The organism is Pseudomonas sp. FME51 (assembly GCF_014897305.1).
Window position 1 is genome coordinate 68,021 of record NZ_JABUYN010000014.1, and the last position, 19,327, is coordinate 87,347.

Here is a 19,327-nt window from a genome sequence, read left to right on the forward strand (position 1 = left end):
CAGCCTTTGCAGGAGCGGCCCAGCTCTCCCGCTGGCCACTCGATAGTTACCCATCCCGCAACACCAGATCGTTCCCATGCTCCAGCGTGGGAATGCCTGTCGGGACGCTCCTGCGTCTCATCCCACACGCCCTGCAGGCTGACAGTTTGGACGCAGGCGTCCACGGTGCGGTTACTACGCGGAGTGCGGGAACCATCTCTTGGGGAAAGTCACGCGCTCACCTGCCAATCCGATCGCTACCCTCCACCACTCCTGTCTCTTGATCTTTACTGATAGTCTCAGGCTTCCCGTGTGCATTCTCCTGCTTTTCATCCAGCAGGGCTTGACATTATTGCGACTGAAACGTAAGTTTCAAACACGCGTTTGAATGGGCCAGCTGGCTCGTCGCCGTCCCGAATCCTGAAATAATCGTTGAGGTCAGTACCCATGCCAGAATACAAGGCTCCCCTGCGTGACATCCGTTTTGTTCGCGACGAAGTACTGGGTTATGAAGAGCATTACAGCAGCCTGCCGGGATGCGAAGACGCCACCCCCGATATGGTCGATGCCATCCTCCAAGAGGGTGCAAAATTCTGTGAGCAGGTCATCGCACCGCTGAACCGCGTTGGTGACACTGAAGGCTGCACCTGGTCTGCCGATGGCGTGAAAACGCCGACGGGCTTCAAGGAGGCTTACGAGCAGTTCGTTGAAGGCGGCTGGCCGAGCCTGTCTCTGGACCCCGAATACGGTGGTCAGGGCCTGCCCGATTCCCTGGGTCTGGCAGTCAGCGAAATGGTTGGTCAGGCCAACTGGTCCTGGGGCATGTACCCAGGTCTGTCCCATGGTGCGATGAACACCATCGAAGCCCACGGCACTGACGAGCAGAAGCAGGTTTACCTGACCAAGCTGGTTTCCGGCCAATGGACTGGCACCATGTGTCTCACCGAATCCCATTGCGGTACTGACCTGGGCATGCTGCGCACCAAGGCCGAGCCGGCTGGCGATGGCAGCTACAAGATCTCCGGTACCAAGATCTTCATTTCTTCCGGTGAGCACGACATGGCCGAGAACATCGTCCACATCGTACTGGCCCGCCTGCCCGACGCACCGGCTGGCACCAAGGGTATTTCCCTGTTCATCGTACCCAAGGTTCTGCCGAACGCCGAAGGCGAGAACGGCGAAAGCAACGCAGTGACCTGTGGCTCGCTGGAGCACAAGATGGGCATCCACGGTAACGCTACCTGTGTGATGAACTTCGACAACGCCACCGGTTTCCTGATCGGGCAGCCGAACAAAGGTCTGAACGCGATGTTCACCTTTATGAACACCGCACGTCTGGGTACTGCTCTGCAGGGTCTGGCCCACGCTGAAGTAGGTTTCCAGGGCGGCATCCAGTACGCCCGCGACCGCCTGCAGATGCGTGCATTGACTGGACCGAAAGCTCCGGAAAAGCCGGCTGACCCGATCATCGTGCATCCTGATGTGCGTCGCATGCTGTTGACCATGAAAGCCTTCGCTGAAGGTAACCGCGCCATGGTGTACTTCACTGCCAAGCAGGTCGACATCATCAAGCGCAGCCAGGACGACGAGCAGAAGAAACTGGCTGACTCCCTGCTGGCTTTCCTGACGCCGATCGCCAAGGCATTCATGACCGAAGTCGGTTTTGAAGCGGCCAACCACGGCGTGCAGATCTACGGTGGTCACGGTTTCATCTCCGAGTGGGGTATGGAGCAGAACGTACGTGACGCGCGTATTTCCATGCTGTACGAAGGCACCACCGGTATTCAGGCGCTGGACCTGTTGGGTCGCAAGGTGTTGATGACGCAGGGTGCTACCCTGCAGAACTTCACCAAGATCGTGCACAAGTTCATCAAGGCTCAGGAAGGCAACGAAGCCGTTCAGGAGTTTGTTGGCCCGCTGGCTACGCTGAACAAGGAATGGGCTGACCTGACCATGAAGGTCGGTATGGCTGCGATGAAGGACCGCGAGATGGTAGGTGCTGCGTCAGTGGATTACCTGATGTACTCCGGTTACGTGTGCCTGGCGTACTTCTGGGCTGACATGGCTCGTGTCGCTGTCGAGAAACTGGCGTCTGGCACCAGTGAAGAGGCTTTCTACAAAGCCAAGCTGCAGACTGCGCGTTTCTACTACCAGCGCATCCTGCCGCGTACTCGCACCCACGCAGAGGCCATGCTGTCCGGTTCCGCGAACCTGATGGACATGGACGAAGAGAACTTCTCGCTGGGCTATTAATCGCTGGCGTTGAGTGATCTACAAGGCCGCTCCTGGTGACAGGGGCGGCTTTTTTGTTTTTTGGCTGTTGTGGTTGTGTGTCTGTGTGAAGCCGGCTGGCCCTGCCCGGACACGCTGTAAATACGTCCCTGTAAGCTCGCGGTTGCCATCCCTGGCAACCGACGGTCCGGTCAGGGTCAGCCGGCTCCCCACTTATCAGCTATGTGCTGGCTGATGGTTAAACCCCCGCAAATGATCGTGGAAATCCTCTCGGATATGTGAGGAGGGCTCTCAAACCAAAAGGTTTTGGATGTTTAACAATCAGTGGCGTCTAGGGCCATTGAGTGCGGAGTCGGTAGGGGATGGCCGGACCGTTTGATGCCATGGATGGCATCAATGAGCTTACAGGGATGTATTCACAGCGTGTCCGGACAGCCCCTACCGACTTCGCACCAGCACTGAGCACCAAATAGAATCAAGCCTAACCTGCATCCCAAGCCAACCGAACCCCGCTGAATTGCCACCGCGCCCACGCCGGAAAGAAGTTTCGATACGAAGCCCGGCTATGACCGCCGGGCGTAGCCAGAGAGCCTCCGCGCAGGACCATCTGGTTGATCATGAACTTGCCGTTGTACTCGCCGACCGCCCCTGCGGCGGGCTGGAAGCCGGGGTAGGGCAGGTAGGCGCTATTGCACCATTGCCATACTTCGTCGAATAGGCCTTGCAGCTGCTGGTTCTGCGTTGCGGCGTGCTCCCACTCCATTTCGGTGGGCAATCGGGCGCCGGCCCAGCGGGCGTAAGCATCGGCTTCGTAGAAGCTGATATGGGTCAGGGTCGCCTCATCGTTCACGGGTTGGAGACCGTGAAGGGTGAATACATGCCAGCCACTGTCATCATGCTGCCAGTACAGCGGGGCTTGCCATTGTTCGTTGCAAACCTGATCCCAACCATCGGATAGCCATAGCTCTGGCCGCTGGTAGCCGCCGTCACGGATGAATGCCAGATATTCGCCGTTGCTCACATTGCGGCTGGCCAGAGTAAAAGGTTCGAGCCAGACGCGGTGACGTGGCAATTCATTGTCGTAACAGAAGCCGTTGGCGTCATGTCCCACCTCGACCAAGCCGCCTTCAAACGACAATGGAGTGGCAGCGGGACCGGCGGGAGTGTGTTGATCGGTGCCGGTCTCCCGCCAAGCCGGAAACAGCGGGTTACGGGAAAAGTGATGTTTCAGGTCGGTGAGCATCAGCTCCTGGTGCTGTTGTTCGTGGTTGAGGCCCAGCTCAACCAGTTTGGCCAGCTTGGTTGGAAAGTTTGCTGCGGCGAGTGCTTGTTGCATGTGCTGATCGACATGCCTGCGGTAGGCCAGCACATGCTCCAGCGACGGACGTGACAGCATGCCGCGTTCGGGGCGGGCATGGCGATCGCCCACGCCGATATAGTAGGAATTGAACAGTATCCTGAAGGCGGGATCGAAAGGTGCCGGTGGGCAGGCCAGTTCACCGAGAATGAAGGTTTCGAAAAACCAGCTGGTATGCGCCAGATGCCACTTGAGCGGGCTGGCCTCGGCCATGGATTGCAGCTGGCAATCTTCCGCGCTCAACCCGTCAATCAGCTCGACACTGTCATCACGCACGTTGCGATAGCGAGACTGCAGTAGTGCAGCCTCGGAGTGACGCGCTTGCATCGTCATCTCACGATTCCGCCAGAAAGACGCCGAACCATTGCTGTGGGTCGGTCCACAGGTGCTGGCAACTGAAGCCGGCCTGGGCGAGCAGGGTGCTGAAATCGTCGGTGGTGTATTTGTGGGAGTACTCGGTGAGAATATGCTCCCCCGCTTCGAAGCGCCGCTCCGCATCCTGAAGCTGAACGCTATGTGAACGCTGCGCTACCAGACGCATTTCGATGCGACTCTGGACCGGATCATACACCGCCTGATGAGCAAAATTGGCCGGCTCGAAATCCGCATGCAACAACCGGTTGGCCACCTGCAGCACGTTCAGGTTGAACGCAGCGGTAACACCCTCGGCGTCGTCATAGGCTGCTTCCAGAATATGTCTGGGTTTCACCAGGTCGATGCCGATCAGCAGTTGGCCACTATCACCGCAGTGCCGGCGGATACAGCGCAGCAGGCTGAGTGCGTCAGCGCGGGCGAAGTTGCCGATGGAGGAGCCGGGGTAAAAAAACAGTGGCGGACTGGACTGGTCTTCTGCGAGCAGTTTGCCGAGATCGAGGCGGTGAGTGAAATCGCTGACCACGCCGATGCATTCCAGCTCAGGATGTTCATCCGCGATGTCAGCCAGGCAGCTTTGCAGGAAGTCGCCGGCGATGTCGACGCCGATCAGTCTTGCTGGCGTGACATGCTTCAGCCAGCGTCGCGACTTGCTGCAATCACCACAGCCCAGATCTATCCATTGGGCGTGATTGACCAGCGCCGAGCTGATGTCATCCGCGCTGCGCTCGAAAATGGCTGCTTCGGTGCGGGTAAGGTAGTACTCCTCGAGCTCGCAGATGCGGGTGAATAGCTCGCATCCGGTGTCGTCGTAGAAGTATTTGGGGTTGATACAGGCTTGAGGTTGCATGAGCCCGACGAGCAGCTGCTGATGCTCGGTATCGATATCAGGGGGAAGCAGATTTTCCAGACGGGGCAAGGGCGTGGCGATATTCACGGCATGTCCTGTGGCTAGGTGGTCTCATTGAAACTAGCACATCAGCCGCAGATCGCCATTCGCCCTGCCGTCGGGTTACGCTGCGTTCTCGATGACTTCGCGGATCAGCTTGAACAGTTTGCGCGATGCAGCGGGTGGCTTGCCTTCCGCGGCTTCCTTCATGGCCTGGCGGACCAGTTGACGAATGGTCTGGCGCTCGGCGTCCGGGTAGGCCTCCATGAAAGCTTGCTGCTCCGCCGGCTTGCCGGTAAGCAGGCGATCACGCCAGCGTTCCATTTGATGGAAGAATTGCGCGTGGGCCTGACTGCTGCTGTCGAGCCGGTCGAGATAGGCCTGAATGGCTTCCACATCCTGAACCTGCATCAGCTTGCCAACGAAACTCAGGTGACGTTTCAGTGCGCCGCGTGCGGTGTGACGGTGCGCTTCCTCCAGTGCCTTGCGCATCTCGTCAGTGAGATCCAGTTTGTCCAACTGGTGAGGCTTGAGCTCAGTCAGCCGAAGACCCAGCTCCTGATACGCGCGCATCTCGCGCTTGACCTGACTTTTGCTTACCTCGTCTTCCTGGTCGTCGTTGTCGTGTTCTTCAGGGAAATCTGTCATGGTTGCTGCCCGTTCGCCGGTTCTGTTCAATGCGCCATGATACCCGTTCACAGGCCGGCTGTCCGGGGTACAATGGCTGCCTTACAAGGAGATCATATGACCGACCAGCTTCCTGTCCAGCACGATGACGACCCCAGCGCCCTGTGCCAGCAACTTGAGCAGCGCGTGGCTTTCATTCTCGACGAGGCCCGCCGTCAGGGCGCGTCAGCCTGCGAGGTGGCGGTCAGTCAGAATACCGGGCTGTCGGTTGGCGTACGCCGTGGTGAAGTGGAAACCGTGGAGCTGAATCGGGATCAGGGATTCGGCATCACTTTATACCTGGATCAGCGCAAGGGCTCGGCAAGCACATCGGATACCTCCGACGAGGCGATCCGTTCGGCAGTCGAGGCGGCGCTGGTGATTGCGCGCAATACCTCTGCAGACAGTTATTCCGGTCTCGCTGACGCGGCATTGATGGCGCATGACCTTCCCGACCTGGACCTGTATCACCCCTGGGCACTGGATGCCGATACCGCCATCGAACGGGCGCTGGAGTGTGAAGCGGCAGCACTGGCGATGGATTCACGCTTGAGCAGCGACAGCGCCAATATTAGCAGCCAGCAGGGCTGCCGGGTGTATGGCAATAGCCATGGTTTCATCGGTAGCTCGCTGGGCACGCGCCATAGCGCCTCGGCGGTGCTGATTGCCAATACCGAAGATGGCATGCAGCGCGACTACTGGTACACGGTGGATCGCAAGGCCGAGCGCCTGATGGGTGCGGAGGCCTTGGGCCGCAAGGCCGCTGAGCGCACGCTGGCACGGATGGGCGCTAAACCGGTGAAGACCGCCAAGGTACCCGTGCTGTTTGCCGCTGACCAGGCTTCAGGTCTGCTTGGGCAGCTGATCGGTTCGATTTCCGGCGGTGCGGTGTACCGTCAATCGACTTTCCTGTTGGACGCCATGGGAAGTTCGATATTCCCCGAGTGGGTCACCATCGATGAGCGACCGCATCTGCGCCAGGCGCTGGGTAGTACCGCTTTCGACGGAGATGGTCTGGCTACGCGGGCGCAGAGCTTCATTCAACAGGGTGTGCTGCAAAGCTGGGTGTTGGGCACCTATTCCGGACGGCGACTGAATCTGCCAAGTACTGCCAATGCGGGCGGCGTGCACAACCTGCATATCAATTCCAACGCCGGCGACCTGTCGGCGCTGCTGCAGGAAATGGGCACCGGTCTGCTGGTCACCGAATTGATGGGGCAGGGCGTCAATGGCGTCACCGGGGACTATTCCCGGGGAGCGGGTGGCTTCTGGGTAGAGAATGGCGTGATCAGTCACCCGGTCCGGGAAGTCACCATTGCCGGCAACCTGAAAGACATGTTCAGCAATCTGCGCTGTGTCGGCTCGGACATCGAGCGGCGTGGCAACTATCTGACCGGCAGCTGGCTGGTAGACGGAATGACCGTCGGCGGGGCTTCGTAAAGCGGCGCTTTACTCCCCCTCGCCGAAATAGTCGTTGATCAGCCCGAGCAATTCGTCCATTGCCTGCTCGGCTTGATCGCCTTCGCAGATAATGCAGACTTCAGTACCTTTGCTGGCGGCCAGCATCATGACCTGCATGATGCTCTTGCCGTCGACCATCTGCTGTTCATTACCGCCGATCTGTATGCTGCAATCATGTTGTTTGGCCACGCCGACGAACTTGGCTGCGGCCCGGGCATGCAGGCCCAGTTTGTTGATGATCTCTACCTGTTTGCACAGTCGGGTCATGGCAGGTCCCGGTGACGGATGAGCAGGTTCGGAGACTCTGCGCTGAGCTCTCTCACCAAACGTTCGGCGATGTATACCGAGCGGTGGTGCCCACCGGTGCAACCAATCCCGATACTCATGTAGCTACGCTCGCCGGCGGCGTAGCGCGGCAGCCATTTCTGCAGGAAGTGGTGGATGTCCTGATACATGTCCTGGACATCGGGTTCGGCATCCAGATAGTCACGAATCTGCTGGTCCTTGCCGGAAAACGGCCGTAGATCGGGCTTCCAGTAGGGGTTGGGCAGACAGCGCACGTCGAACACCAGATCGGCATCCACCGGCACGCCGCGCTTGAAGCCGAAGGACTGAATCAGGATCGAGGGACTGTTGTTCTGCGTGCTGAGCAAGCGTTGCTTGAGCAGGTCGCGCAACTGGTACAGCGTCAGATGGCTGGTATCGATCTTCAGGCTGGCCAGATCGATGATGGGTTCGAGCAGCTTCAATTCAGTAGCAATTGCCTCGCCGAGCGAGAGGTTGCCATCGGTCAGCGGGTGCTTGCGGCGGGTTTCCGAAAAACGCTTGATCAGTACCTCGTCGGTGGCGGCGAGGAACAGCACGTCGCAATGGATGCCCGCATCACGGACCTGCTTGAGCAGTTCCGGGAAGCGTTGAAGATCGCTGGGCAGATTGCGCGCATCGATACTGATGGCGACTTTAGGCAGACTCAAATCGGTGTTGTTGGCCTGTCGGGCCAGTTCCGGCAGCAGGCCTGCCGGCAAGTTGTCGATGCAGTAGAAGCCACTGTCTTCCAGAAGATGCAGAGCGGTACTTTTGCCGGATCCGGAACGTCCGCTGACTACAACCAAACGCATTACTATCAGTCTCCGCTGTTGCCAACCATGACCCGATACAGGCTTTCTGCATCCGGCGCCTGTCGCAGGGCCTCACGCAGGTCTTCCTGATCAAGTTTTTCGGCCAGCATCTTGAGTATCTGCAAATGCTGCTCGGTAGCCTCGTGGGGTACCAGCAGTACGAAAATCAGATCAACGGGCTCGCCATCGAGGGAATCGAAATCGATTTTGCTGTTGAGCTGCAACAGCGCGCCAATGGCTTCCGTGCATTGCTCCAAACGGCAATGGGGGATGGCAATGCCATTACCAAAACCGGTCGAACCGAGCTTTTCTCGGGCGATCAGGCTTTCGTAAATGGCGTCAGAATCCAGTTCGGTGTGCTGGGCGATCATCTTGCCGATCATCTCCAGCACACGTTTTTTTGAGCCCCCCTGCACACCGGCGAAGGTGAGCTGGGGGGTGAGTATGTGTTCTATTTGCATGGGTCTCTTTCAAGTCCTACCGGGCATTGACGCCCTGTTGGCGGCCAATATATTTTTCCTTGTGCTTGATCAGCTGGCGATCCAGGCGGTCGGCCAGCAGGTCAATGGCGGCATACATATCGGTATGTTCCGCTTCGGCAACCAGGTCGTTGCCGGCGATGTGCAGGGTACCTTCGGCCTTCTGCTTGAGCTTGTCTACCTCCAGAGTGATCTGGACGCTGATGATCTTGTCGAAGTGCCTTTCGAGGCGGGCGAGCTTTTCGGTTACGTAATCACGCAGAGCATCGGTGATATCGAGTTGAAGACCCGTGATGTTCATTTGCATAATACTTCTCCTGACTGGCTTTATGAACCGGGGCCCCGTTTCTGGTTACCCCAATGGTGCCACTTCTCGTTTTCGTATTCCTTGACTCTAGTCGAGTCTGCCTGTGCACAGGCTTAAACCAGGCGTTTTCTTTCGCTGGATGGCGCTATATTGAGCGACTCGCGGTATTTGGCGATGGTCCGGCGCGCTACGTGGATGCCTTGTTCTTCCAGTAGACCAGCGATTTTGCTGTCGCTCAATGGTTTCTTCGGATTTTCCGCCGCCACCAGCTTTCTGATTAGAGCGCGAATGGCGGTGGAGGAGAATTCTCCGCCTTCAGCCGTGCTGACATGGCTGGAGAAAAAGTATTTGAGCTCGAAGATGCCGCGTGGTGTATGCATGTATTTCTGTGTGGTCACCCGCGAAATGGTCGACTCATGCATGCCTACAGCCTCGGCGATGGCATGCAGTACCAGCGGTTTCATGGCCTCTTCGCCGTGCTCCAGAAAGCCGCGCTGATGCTCGACAATCTGGCTGGCAACCTTCATCAGGGTCTCATTGCGGCTCTGCAGGCTCTTGATGAACCAGCGCGCTTCCTGCAGATGGTTGCGCAGGTAGGTGTTGTCGCTGCTGCTGTCCGCCCGTTTGACCATGGACGCATACTGGCTGTTGACCCGCACCTTGGGTGCGGCTTCCTGGTTCAGCTCGACGATCCAGCGGTTCTCGTCGCGGCGCACGATGACGTCAGGTATCACATACTCTGCCTCGCCAGAGGCGATCTCGCCGCCGGGGCGCGGGTTCAGGGTCTGAATCAGCGCCACTACATCGCGCAACTGATCTTCCTTCAACCGCGAGCGGCGCATCAGCTGGGTGAAGTCGCGGCTGCCGAGCAGCTCCAGGTGATCACGGACGATCTGCTTGGCCTGTTCCAGCAGGGGCGTGGAGACGGGCAGCTGCTGCAGTTGCAGGCGTAGACATTCGCTCAGATCTCGGGCGCCGACGCCGGTCGGCTCGAACTGCTGAATCCGGTGCAGTACCATTTCGATCTCATCGAGTTCTACCTCGAGATCGGGGTCGAGCGAGGCAAGGATGTCTTCCAGCGACTCTTCCAGATAACCATCGGCAGTGATCCCGTCGATCAGCGCAATGGCAATCTGATGGTCGGTATCCGACAGGGGCAGCAGGTTGAGCTGCCATTCCAGATGGCTCTGCAGCGTTTCGCCAGTGCCGGTACGCGAGGTGAAGTCCCAATCCTCATCATCGGAGCTGGGCAGGGAGCTGGCGGAGGTCTGGTAGATATCTTCCCACTGGGTATCGACCGGCAGATCGTTGGGGATCTGCTCGTTCCAATTGCCTTCTTCTTCGCTGTGGCTGTGCTGGTCTATTGCGTCGAGGGCGACGGGTTCGGGCAATGCAGTGGCGGAAGGATCATCGTCACTGCCGGGGGTATCGGCGGTGCTGGGGCTGAAATCATCATCGCTGTCATCGGCCATTTCCAGCATGGGATTGGCTTCCAGTGCTTCCTGCACCTCCTGCTGGAGATCAAGACTGGACAGTTGAAGCAGTCGGATGGCCTGCTGCAGCTGTGGAGTCATGGTCAGCTGCTGCCCCATCTTGAGGACGAGCGTTGGTTTCATAGTGTTGCGGTTTACCTTATGCCTTTTTCAAGCCATTGATGGTTAAAACAAAATCATGGCTATTCGCCCTAGCATGCCTCAATCCGTCGAGTTATTACAAACGGAAGGCGTGGCCCAGATACACGTCTCGCACCAGCTGGTTGGCAAGGACTTCCTCGGCACCGCCTTCGGCAATAATGTGTCCGTCGTTGACGATGTATGCCTTGTCGCAGATATCCAGGGTCTCGCGGACGTTGTGGTCGGTGATGAGTACGCCGATGCCTTTGTCCTTGAGGTGCTGGATGATCTGCTTGATGTCATTCACCGAGATCGGATCAACTCCCGCGAAGGGTTCATCCAGCAGAATGAACTGCGGGTCGGTGGCCAGTGCCCGGGCAATCTCCGCACGTCGACGTTCGCCGCCTGACAGGCTCATGCCGAGGCTGTCACGCAGGTGATGGATATGAAATTCCCGCAGCAGCGAGTCGAGCTTGCCTTCGCGGCCCTTGCGGTTCAGGTCCTTGCGCGTCTCGAGAATCGCCATGATGTTGTCGGCGACGCTGAGCTTGCGGAAGATCGAGGCTTCCTGGGGCAGGTAGCCGATACCCTGGCGCGCCCGGCCATGCATGGGCAAGCGGGTAACGTCCTGCTCGTTGATCAATATACTGCCCTGATCAGCTTTGACCAGCCCGACGATCATGTAGAAACAGGTGGTCTTGCCGGCGCCGTTGGGACCGAGCAGGCCGACGATTTCGCCGCTGTTGATCGACAGCGATACGTCCTCTACGACCCGGCGTGATTTATAGGCCTTGGCCAGGTGGCGGGCTTCAAGTTTCGTCATTGGTGACCGGCTCAGTGCGCTTGCGTGGCTGGATGATGATTTCGATGCGTTCTGCAGAGTCGCTGTCCTGCGCATCAGACCTGCCGGCGTCCACTACCTGGCGCTGGATGTCGTAACTGATGCGCTGGCCCTGGAAGGTATTACCAGCCTGTTCGAGGAAAGCCTCCTCAATCAACACCACGCGGTCGGCGGCAGCATGATATTCAATGGTCAGGGCTCGCGAGTCCACCGGGCTGCCGTCCGCCTCGGGGGTCTGCTTGTAGGTGGCCGGGGAACCAACGGAAACCAGTTTGCTCACCTCGCCGTTGGCATCGGCGGTCAAGGTTACGCGACTGCCGGTCAGGCGCATGCTGCCCTGGGTGATGATGACATTGCCGGTATACACGGCAGTGTTGCGACGATCGTCCAGCGTGGCGGCATTGGCCTGGATGCGGATCGGTTGATCGGCGTCGTCAGGCAGCGCCAGGGCCGGCGTGGCAGCGCCCGCCAGCAGGGCAAGGCATAGAGTTCTAAAGAGCGTCATGTTCGCCTCTTACATTGGACAGCAGTTTGATGCTGCCATCGTTGAAATTCGCTTCCATGCCGGTAGCTGTGGTCACGCCATTGAGAGCTTCGATTCTGACGCTCCGGTCCGTCTCGGCAAAATTGCGCTCGGGGAAAATCGTCAGTTCCGGCGTCGACAGACGGCGCGCCGACTGTCCCGCCAGTTGCTGTTCAATCACTACATTCTGACTGAGAACCACCTGATCGCCACCCGCGCTCACTTCACCGTAGCGGGACTGTACATCCCAGGGTTGCTGGTCATCTTCGCGATAATGGAGCAGCTTGGGGGCGTCCAGTTCAGTGACGTCCTTGCCGACCTGGTGGGCCGCTCGCACGCTGTGGAGATCGTAGACAGGCTGCCCCTGCTCATTCAGCTGGCGGATTTTAGCGTTATCCATGAAGAAGTCAGGTTGCAAGGGAGCCTGCACGGTCTGCGGCGTAAAGCTGGCTGGACGAATATTCCAATAGCCGACCGCCAGCGCCAAAGCTACGGCGAGCAGCGCCACGCCGCCGGTGGTCAGATAGCGCGGGAAATTCACAGGTACTCTGCCTGTGCGCTATCGAGCGTGCCCTGGGCGCGCATGATCAGTTCGCAGAACTCACGTGCCGCACCGGCCCCGCCTGCGTTGACGGTTACGCCATGGGCATGTTCGCGGACAAAGGTATCAGCAGTGGCTACGGCCATGCCGAGGCCGACGCGGCGCATGACCGGCAGATCCGGCAGGTCGTCGCCAAGGAAGGCAATCTGATTCAGTTCAACCGGAACCAGCTTGCGCAGTTCGCTCAGTGCGGTGAGTTTGTCTTCTCGCCCCTGAATCAGATGCTGGATGCCGAGGTTGGCCGCCCGACGCTCGACCAGCGGTGACGTGCGGCCGCTGATGATAGCGGTCTGCACACCGGAGGCAATCAGCAGCTTGATGCCGTGGCCGTCCAGTGTATTGAAGGATTTGAATTCGGTGCCGTCGGGCATGAAATACAGACGCCCGTCAGTCAGCACGCCGTCCACATCAAAAATCGCCAGACGAATGTGGCGGGCACGTTCAAGCAGAGTCGGTTCGATACTCATACCACCCCCGCGCGCAGCAAGTCATGCATGTTCAGCGCACCAACCGGTTTGCCATTTTCATCCACCACGAACAGGCCGCTGATCTTGCCGTCTTCCATGATTTTCAATGCTTCGGCGGCGAGAATGCCCTGGCGCGCGGTCTTGCAGCGCGGGGTCATGACCTGTTCGATGCGTGCGTTGCGAATGTCGACGTCCTGATCCAGCGTGCGACGCAAGTCGCCATCCGTGAAGATGCCGGCCAGCTGGCCCTGGCTGTCGGTGATTCCGGTGAGGCCAAGGCCCTTGCGGGTCATTTCCAGCAAGGCATCGCGCAAGGGTGTTTCAGGTGACACCAGCGGCATCTGCGCGCCGCTGTGCATGATGTCATCCACCAGCAACAGCAGGCGACGACCCAGACTGCCGCCGGGATGGGAGAAGGCAAAGTCTTCGGCGCTGAAGCCGCGGGCTTCAAGCAGGGCGATAGCCAGGGCGTCGCCCATCACCAGTGCCGTGGTGGTGCTGGAGGTCGGTGCCAGATTCAGCGGGCAGGCTTCCTGCTCGACGCCGGTGTTCAGGTTGGCGACGGCGGCCTTGGCCAGGGTGGAGTCTGGGTTGCCGGTGAGGCTGATCAGCGGAATGCCGAGCCGTTTGATCAGCGGCAGCAGAGTGACCACTTCGGCGGTGTTGCCCGAGTTGGACAGGGCAATCACCACGTCCTGACGGGTAATCATGCCCATGTCGCCGTGGCTGGCTTCGCCGGGGTGCACAAAGAAGGCCGGGGAGCCGGTGCTGGCGAGGGTGGCGGCGATCTTTCTGCCGACATGCCCTGATTTGCCCATGCCGGTCACTACGATGCGTCCGGGGCACTGGATGAGAGTGGCGCAGGCAGTGTTGAAGTGGCCTTCGAGCCGAGTGAGCAGGCTGTTGACGGCGTCACGTTCCATACTGATGGTGCGCTGCGCTGATGCGGTGTAATCGAATTCTGGCATGGGCTCTGATTGTCTGTTTTCAGTCAGCGCTGAGTATAACGTTTTGTGGCGGTTAGCTCATCTGTGCTGTTTCGCTACAAATGAAAAACCGCACAGCTTGGGCTGCATCAGTGGAACTGGTATATTACCCCGTTCATTTTTCCGTCATTGCGGCGGTTAACAGGTAAGGCCGACTACAACTATGCCCGAGTCATCGGATTTTATCGTCGATCTGCAGCAGGTTACGTTCACCCGTGGGGAACGGACCATCTTCAATAATGTAGACATACGGATTCCCCGCGGCAAGATAACCGGCATCATGGGGCCTTCCGGCTGTGGTAAAACCACGCTGTTGCGCTTGATCGGTGCGCAATTGCGCCCGGACAGTGGCGCGATTCTGGTCAATGGCCAGAATATTCCTCAGCTGGGCCGTGAAGAACTGTTTGCCGCCCGTCAGCACATGGGCATGTTGTTTCAGAGCGGCGCGTTGTTCACTGACCTGAACGTATTCGAAAACGTGGCCTTTCCGCTGCGGGTACATACCAGCCTGCCGGAAGATATGGTTCGCGATATTGTCCTGTTGAAGCTGCAGGCGGTGGGATTGCGTGGCGCCAACGAGCTGATGCCCGACGAGCTCTCCGGTGGCATGAAACGCCGTGTTGCGCTGGCTCGTGCCATTGCGCTGGACCCCGAGCTGATGATGTACGACGAACCTTTCGTTGGCCAGGATCCGATTTCCATGGGCGTGCTGGTGCGGTTGATTCGGCTGCTCAATGATGCGCTCGGGCTGACCAGTATTGTGGTGTCCCATGATCTTGCCGAAACCGCCAGCATCGCCGATTACCTCTATGTAGTAGGCGACGGGCAGGTGCTGGGGCATGGCGCGCCGGACGAGCTGATGCACTCCGATAATCCGCGCATCCGGCAGTTCATGCAGGGCGAACCGGACGGCCCCGTGCCGTTTCACTTTCCCGCCCCGGACTATATGGATGATCTGTTGCAGAAGGAGCGCAGAAAGTGAGTAATTCCGCAGATCGGATTGCGCTGCTGGGTCGTTCCGGCCTGGATGTGGTTGCTGCCATAGGTCGTTCCGGCATCTTCCTGTTTCAGGCTCTGGCCGGACGTTCCCGGTACGGCAACGGCTTTACCTTGTTGCTCAAGCAATTGTACGCAGTGGGTGTTCTGTCGCTGGCCATCATCATGGTGTCCGGCGTATTCATCGGTATGGTGCTGGCGTTGCAGGGTTACAACATTCTCAAGGATTACGGTTCCGAGCAGGCCGTCGGCCAGATGGTTGCGCTGACGCTGCTGCGCGAGTTGGGTCCGGTGGTGACAGGCTTGCTGTTTGCCGGGCGTGCCGGTTCCGCGCTGACTGCCGAAATCGGGCTGATGAAGGCTACCGAGCAGCTGTCCAGCCTGGAAATGATCGGCGTTGACCCCCTCAAATACGTGATTGCCCCGCGTTTGTGGGCCGGCTTCATCTCCATGCCGTTGTTGTCACTGATCTTCTGTGTGGTTGGTATCTGGGGCGGCGCCATGGTTGCTGTCGACTGGCTGGGTGTCTATTCCGGCTCGTACTGGTCCAACATGCAGAATTCGGTACTGTTCGGAGCCGATGTGCTCAACGGCCTGATCAAGGCCGTGGTGTTCGCGGTAGTAGTCACCTGGATTGCGGTATTCCAGGGCTACGATTGCGAACCGACGTCGGAAGGCATCAGCCGGGCCACAACCCGCACTGTTGTCTATGCCTCCCTGGCCATTCTGGGCCTGGATTTCATTCTCACCGCTTTGATGTTTTGATCAGCCAAGGAAACTGCCATGCGCACCCGTAAACTGGAATTGACTGTAGGCCTGTTCATCCTGGCTGGATTGCTGGCTTTACTGATACTCGCCCTGCGCGTCAGCGGCCTGACCATGAGTACCAATACGGGCACCTACACGGTATATGCCCACTTCGATAATGTCAGCGGCCTGACGGCGCGCTCCAAGGTCACCATGGCCGGTGTGACTATTGGCCAGGTGAAAAGCATCACCTTTGACAAGAACCGTTATACCGGTCTGGTTGAAATGGCCATCAACTCTGAAGTTGATACCCTGCCGGCCGACAGCACAGCCTCGATCGTGACGGCCGGTCTGCTTGGTGAAAAGTACGTAGGTATTTCCGTTGGCGGTGAGGAGCTGGTGTTGGGTGAGGGTGATGAGATTCTCGATACCCAGTCGGCACTGGTGCTCGAGGAACTGATCGGCCGTTTCCTGCTCAATACCGTCAGTAAAGACGACTAAGGAGAATAGTATGCGCAATGTCATGACATGGGCCTTTGCTCTGTTGCTGAGCTTTCCGTTGCTGGCTCACGCCGCTGCGGCCACGCCCCACCAGGTGGTTGAGGATACTTCCGTGCGGGTGATGGAAGTGCTGAATGCCAATCGTGAACTGTACAAACAGGACTCCAACGCCTTCTTGCAGGGTCTGAATGAAGTACTGGATCCGGTAGTGGACTTTCGCGGCATTGCCCGCAGCGTGATGACCGTCCGTTACAGCCGCAGTGCCACGGACGAGCAGATGGACCGTTTCATCGATACTTTCAAACGCAGCATGGTCGAGTTCTACGGCAATGCGCTGCTGGAATTCGATAGCGGCAAGATAACCGTTTTGCCGCCGGCCAGAGGCTCCCAGCAGTCCGATGAGCGTGCCAGCGTGGATATGGAAGTGCGTGCCAATAACGGCAACGTCTATCCGGTCACCTACACCATGACCAATATCGACGGGCAGTGGATGGTGCGCAATGTGATTGTCGAAGGTATCAATATCGGTCTGCTGTTCCGTGATCAGTTTGCCCAGGCCATGCAGGCCCAGCGCAACGACCTGGATGCAGTGATCAACAACTGGGGCAGTGTAGTTGCTGAATCCCGTGAAATCGTTGAAAAAGAGACTGGCGAGTGAAGGCGCGCTGGGTACCTGAGGGCAAGCGGCTGCGCCTGGAAGGCGAGCTGGATTTTGTCAGCGTCATTCCGGTGCGCGAAGAGCTTGACCGTTTTCTGACGGCGTCGGCCGGCAAACAGGTGACGCTTGATCTATCCGGCGTTACCCGGGTCAACAGCGTTGGCTTGTCGCTGCTTCTGTCTGCTGCTCGTACGGCCCAGGCGAGCAAGGTCCAGTTGCAGGCTGATGGCCTGCCAGCTGGACTGATGAGCATGGCGACAGTCTGCGGTCTGGAAGCCTGGCTGGAAACACTTTCTGCTGCAACTGTCAGCACAACGGAGATACCCCATGCAGGCCATTGAAGTCAAAAAGCTGCTCGAACAGCATCTGCCCGAGACACAGGTGGAAGTGGAAGGCGAGGGCTGCAATTTTCAGCTGCTGCTGATCAGCGACGAATTGGCGGCGCTGTCGCCAGTCAAGCGTCAGCAGCAGGTCTATGCGCTGCTTAACGGACCGATTGCCGACGGCAGCATCCATGCGGTCACCATGAAATTTTTTACCCGCGAAGCCTGGGGCAACCGTTAATCGGACCCAGCACAAGAGAATCCGTATGGACAAATTGATGATCACCGGCGGTAATCGCCTGGATGGCGAGATCCGCATTTCCGGCGCGAAAAACTCCGCGCTGCCGATTCTGGCCGCAACCCTGCTGGCCGATGAAGCGGTTACCATCTGCAACCTGCCGCACCTGCACGACATCACCACCATGATCGAACTCTTCGGTCGCATGGGCATTCAGCCCGTGGTCGGTGACAAGCTCAATGTTGAAGTGAATCCGACCAGTATCACCACCCTGGTTGCGCCCTATGAGCTGGTCAAGACCATGCGCGCCTCGATCCTGGTACTGGGGCCCATGGTGGCGCACTTTGGTTATGCCGAAGTGGCACTGCCCGGCGGCTGCGCCATCGGTTCGCGCCCCGTGGATCTGCACATCCGCGGTCTGGAAGCCATGGGTGCCGAGATTACTGTCGAAGACGGCTATATCAAGGCGCGGGCACCGGAAGGTGGTCTGCGGGGAGCGCATTACTTCTTCGATACCGTCAGTGTCACCGGTACCGAGAATATCCTGATGGCGGCCACTCTGGCCCGCGGTCAGACCGTGATTCAGAACGCCGCGCGCGAACCCGAAGTGGTTGATCTGGCGGAATGCCTGATCGCTATGGGCGCCCAGATCACCGGTCATGGTACCGATACCATTACCGTGGATGGCGTTGAGCGCCTGCACGGCGCTACCTATTCGGTCATGCCTGACCGCATCGAGACCGGCACTTTCCTGGTGGCGGGCGCTGCTACCCGCGGCCGCGTCAAGCTCAAGGATACCGATCCCTCGATTCTGGAAGCGGTATTGCTGAAGCTGGAAGAGGCGGGCGCACAGATCGACACCGGCAAGAATTGGGTCAGCCTGGACATGAAGGGCAACCGTCCGCGTGCGGTCAACCTGCGTACTGCTCCCTATCCGGCATTCCCCACCGACATGCAGGCGCAGTTCATGGCCATGAATGCGGTGGCCGAAGGCACAGGTACTGTGATCGAAACGGTATTCGAAAACCGCTTCATGCACGTTCAGGAAATGAGCCGCATGGGTGCGCGTATTCAGGTTGAAGGCAATACCGCGATCATCACCGGTGTGGAAAAGCTCAAGGGTGCACCGGTCATGGCGACTGACCTGCGCGCTTCCGCCAGTCTGGTAATCGCCGCGCTGTGGGCTGATGGCGACACGCTGGTCGACCGCATCTACCACATCGACCGCGGTTACGAATGTATTGAAGAAAAGCTGCAAATGCTTGGCGCCGCTATCCGCCGCGTTTCTGCTTGAGAGGATTCACATGAGCAATAGCCTGACCATCGCCCTGTCCAAGGGTCGCATCCTTGACGATACGCTGCCGCTGCTGAAGCTGGCGGGTATCGAGCCGCTGGAAGATCTGGAAAAAAGCCGCAAACTGATCTTCGGCACCAGCGATCCGGATGTGCGCCTGCTGATCGTTCGCGCCACTGATGTGCCGACCTATGTCGAGCAGGGCGCTGCGGATCTGGGCGTGGCCGGCAAGGACGTGCTCATGGAATACGGCAGCCAGGGGTTCTATGAGCCCCTGGATCTGAAAATCGCCAATTGCAGGTTGATGACCGCCGGACCGGTGGGTACCCCAGAACCCAAGGGCCGCCTGCGTGTGGCGACCAAGTTCGTCAACGTTGCCCGCCGTTACTATGCCGAGCAGGGCCGTCAGGTGGAACTGTTCAAACTGTACGGCTCCATGGAGCTGGCTCCGCTGGTGGGGCTGGCGGACAAGATCATCGACGTCGTCGATACCGGCAACACGCTCAAGGCCAATGGTCTGGAGCCACAGGAGCTGATCGCGCACATCAGCTCGCGCTTGATCGTCAACAAGGCATCGATGAAGATGAAGCACGCCCGTATCAAGGCCCTGATTGACCTGCTGTCCGATGCTGTTGAGCGTCGTGCCAGCTGATTGCTGCACCCTGACCCTTATCTGAGA

23 protein-coding genes are annotated in these 19,327 nt (G+C 58.7%); 10 read left to right on the forward strand and 13 right to left on the reverse strand.

Annotation, left to right across the window (positions count from 1 at the left end):
* Nucleotides 1–426: 426 nt before the first annotated feature.
* The gene (locus INT39_RS19415; RefSeq protein ID WP_193075638.1) at nt 427–2,232 is read left to right on the forward strand and encodes a phenylacyl-CoA dehydrogenase; all 1,806 of its coding nucleotides are present in this window, start codon (nt 427–429) and stop codon (nt 2,230–2,232) included.
* 460 nt (nt 2,233–2,692) lie between these two features.
* On the opposite strand, the gene egtB is transcribed toward INT39_RS19415, so the two are convergent.
* From egtB to yjgA, 3 genes are all read right to left on the reverse strand, one after another.
* Nucleotides 2,693–3,901 (reverse strand): ergothioneine biosynthesis protein EgtB, encoded by a 1,209-nt coding sequence (egtB, locus tag INT39_RS19420; RefSeq protein ID WP_193075639.1) that lies wholly within the window; start codon nt 3,899–3,901, stop codon nt 2,693–2,695.
* A 1-nt stretch (nt 3,902) separates the two neighbouring features.
* The gene (gene egtD, locus INT39_RS19425; RefSeq protein ID WP_193075640.1) at nt 3,903–4,877 is read right to left on the reverse strand and encodes an L-histidine N(alpha)-methyltransferase; all 975 of its coding nucleotides are present in this window, start codon (nt 4,875–4,877) and stop codon (nt 3,903–3,905) included.
* Nucleotides 4,878–4,952: 75 nt separating this feature from the next.
* Nucleotides 4,953–5,477, reverse strand: coding sequence for a ribosome biogenesis factor YjgA (gene yjgA, locus INT39_RS19430; protein WP_193075641.1), 525 nt, complete (start codon nt 5,475–5,477; stop codon nt 4,953–4,955).
* Between the two features lie 96 nt (nt 5,478–5,573).
* On the opposite strand from yjgA, the gene pmbA reads away from it, so the two are divergent.
* Nucleotides 5,574–6,935: a metalloprotease PmbA gene (gene pmbA / locus INT39_RS19435; RefSeq protein ID WP_193075642.1), complete on the forward strand. Its 1,362-nt coding sequence runs from the start codon at nt 5,574–5,576 to the stop codon at nt 6,933–6,935.
* Nucleotides 6,936–6,944: 9 nt separating this feature from the next.
* Here the strand turns inward: pmbA and INT39_RS19440 are convergent, their stop codons facing one another.
* The 10 genes from INT39_RS19440 to INT39_RS19485 all read right to left on the reverse strand — a co-directional run bounded on the left by INT39_RS19440 (nt 6,945) and on the right by INT39_RS19485 (nt 13,873).
* Nucleotides 6,945–7,223, reverse strand: coding sequence for an HPr family phosphocarrier protein (locus INT39_RS19440; RefSeq protein WP_193075643.1), 279 nt, complete (start codon nt 7,221–7,223; stop codon nt 6,945–6,947).
* Nucleotides 7,220–8,074, reverse strand: coding sequence for an RNase adapter RapZ (gene rapZ / locus INT39_RS19445; RefSeq protein WP_193075644.1), 855 nt, complete (start codon nt 8,072–8,074; stop codon nt 7,220–7,222). Before rapZ ends, INT39_RS19440 begins: the two co-directional genes overlap by 4 nt.
* 5 nt (nt 8,075–8,079) lie before the next feature.
* Complete coding sequence (gene ptsN, locus INT39_RS19450; RefSeq protein ID WP_193075645.1) at nt 8,080–8,535, reverse strand: PTS IIA-like nitrogen regulatory protein PtsN; 456 nt, start codon at nt 8,533–8,535, stop codon at nt 8,080–8,082.
* Between the two features lie 16 nt (nt 8,536–8,551).
* Nucleotides 8,552–8,860, reverse strand: a complete 309-nt coding sequence (hpf, locus tag INT39_RS19455; RefSeq protein ID WP_193075646.1) for a ribosome hibernation-promoting factor, HPF/YfiA family — start codon at nt 8,858–8,860, stop codon at nt 8,552–8,554.
* A 113-nt stretch (nt 8,861–8,973) separates the two neighbouring features.
* Complete coding sequence (locus tag INT39_RS19460; protein WP_193075647.1) at nt 8,974–10,476, reverse strand: RNA polymerase factor sigma-54; 1,503 nt, start codon at nt 10,474–10,476, stop codon at nt 8,974–8,976.
* 94 nt (nt 10,477–10,570) lie between these two features.
* Entirely contained in the window at nt 10,571–11,296 is a 726-nt protein-coding gene (lptB, locus tag INT39_RS19465) for an LPS export ABC transporter ATP-binding protein (RefSeq protein ID WP_193075648.1), read from the reverse strand.
* Nucleotides 11,283–11,819, reverse strand: a complete 537-nt coding sequence (gene lptA, locus INT39_RS19470; RefSeq protein ID WP_193075649.1) for a lipopolysaccharide transport periplasmic protein LptA — start codon at nt 11,817–11,819, stop codon at nt 11,283–11,285. The genes lptB and lptA overlap by 14 nt, the downstream gene beginning before the upstream one ends.
* Nucleotides 11,806–12,378: an LPS export ABC transporter periplasmic protein LptC gene (gene lptC, locus INT39_RS19475; RefSeq protein WP_193075650.1), complete on the reverse strand. Its 573-nt coding sequence runs from the start codon at nt 12,376–12,378 to the stop codon at nt 11,806–11,808. The genes lptA and lptC overlap by 14 nt, the downstream gene beginning before the upstream one ends.
* The gene (locus tag INT39_RS19480; protein ID WP_193075651.1) at nt 12,375–12,905 is read right to left on the reverse strand and encodes a KdsC family phosphatase; all 531 of its coding nucleotides are present in this window, start codon (nt 12,903–12,905) and stop codon (nt 12,375–12,377) included. Before INT39_RS19480 ends, lptC begins: the two co-directional genes overlap by 4 nt.
* Nucleotides 12,902–13,873: a KpsF/GutQ family sugar-phosphate isomerase gene (locus tag INT39_RS19485; protein ID WP_193075652.1), complete on the reverse strand. Its 972-nt coding sequence runs from the start codon at nt 13,871–13,873 to the stop codon at nt 12,902–12,904. The genes INT39_RS19480 and INT39_RS19485 overlap by 4 nt, the downstream gene beginning before the upstream one ends.
* Before the next feature lie 181 nt (nt 13,874–14,054).
* Here INT39_RS19485 and INT39_RS19490 point away from each other — a divergent pair, with 181 nt between their 5' ends.
* From INT39_RS19490 to hisG, 8 genes are read left to right on the forward strand one after another with little or no spacing between them, the layout of a single operon-like run.
* Nucleotides 14,055–14,873, forward strand: coding sequence for an ATP-binding cassette domain-containing protein (locus tag INT39_RS19490; RefSeq protein ID WP_193075653.1), 819 nt, complete (start codon nt 14,055–14,057; stop codon nt 14,871–14,873).
* Nucleotides 14,870–15,652, forward strand: a complete 783-nt coding sequence (gene mlaE / locus INT39_RS19495; RefSeq protein WP_193075654.1) for a lipid asymmetry maintenance ABC transporter permease subunit MlaE — start codon at nt 14,870–14,872, stop codon at nt 15,650–15,652. Before INT39_RS19490 ends, mlaE begins: the two co-directional genes overlap by 4 nt.
* Before the next feature lie 18 nt (nt 15,653–15,670).
* On the forward strand, nt 15,671–16,135 hold the full coding sequence (mlaD, locus tag INT39_RS19500; RefSeq protein ID WP_193075655.1) for an outer membrane lipid asymmetry maintenance protein MlaD: 465 nt from the start codon (nt 15,671–15,673) through the stop codon (nt 16,133–16,135).
* A gap of 10 nt (nt 16,136–16,145) precedes the next feature.
* Nucleotides 16,146–16,793: a phospholipid-binding protein MlaC gene (locus tag INT39_RS19505; RefSeq protein ID WP_193075656.1), complete on the forward strand. Its 648-nt coding sequence runs from the start codon at nt 16,146–16,148 to the stop codon at nt 16,791–16,793.
* Complete coding sequence (locus tag INT39_RS19510) at nt 16,790–17,134, forward strand: lipid asymmetry maintenance protein MlaB (protein WP_193075657.1); 345 nt, start codon at nt 16,790–16,792, stop codon at nt 17,132–17,134. The genes INT39_RS19505 and INT39_RS19510 overlap by 4 nt, the downstream gene beginning before the upstream one ends.
* On the forward strand, nt 17,121–17,357 hold the full coding sequence (locus INT39_RS19515) for a BolA family protein (RefSeq protein ID WP_193075658.1): 237 nt from the start codon (nt 17,121–17,123) through the stop codon (nt 17,355–17,357). The genes INT39_RS19510 and INT39_RS19515 overlap by 14 nt, the downstream gene beginning before the upstream one ends.
* Nucleotides 17,358–17,382: 25 nt before the next feature.
* Nucleotides 17,383–18,648: a UDP-N-acetylglucosamine 1-carboxyvinyltransferase gene (gene murA / locus INT39_RS19520; protein ID WP_193075659.1), complete on the forward strand. Its 1,266-nt coding sequence runs from the start codon at nt 17,383–17,385 to the stop codon at nt 18,646–18,648.
* Between the two features lie 10 nt (nt 18,649–18,658).
* Nucleotides 18,659–19,300 (forward strand): ATP phosphoribosyltransferase, encoded by a 642-nt coding sequence (hisG, locus tag INT39_RS19525; RefSeq protein ID WP_193075660.1) that lies wholly within the window; start codon nt 18,659–18,661, stop codon nt 19,298–19,300.
* The last annotated feature ends 27 nt before the right edge of the window (nt 19,301–19,327 follow it).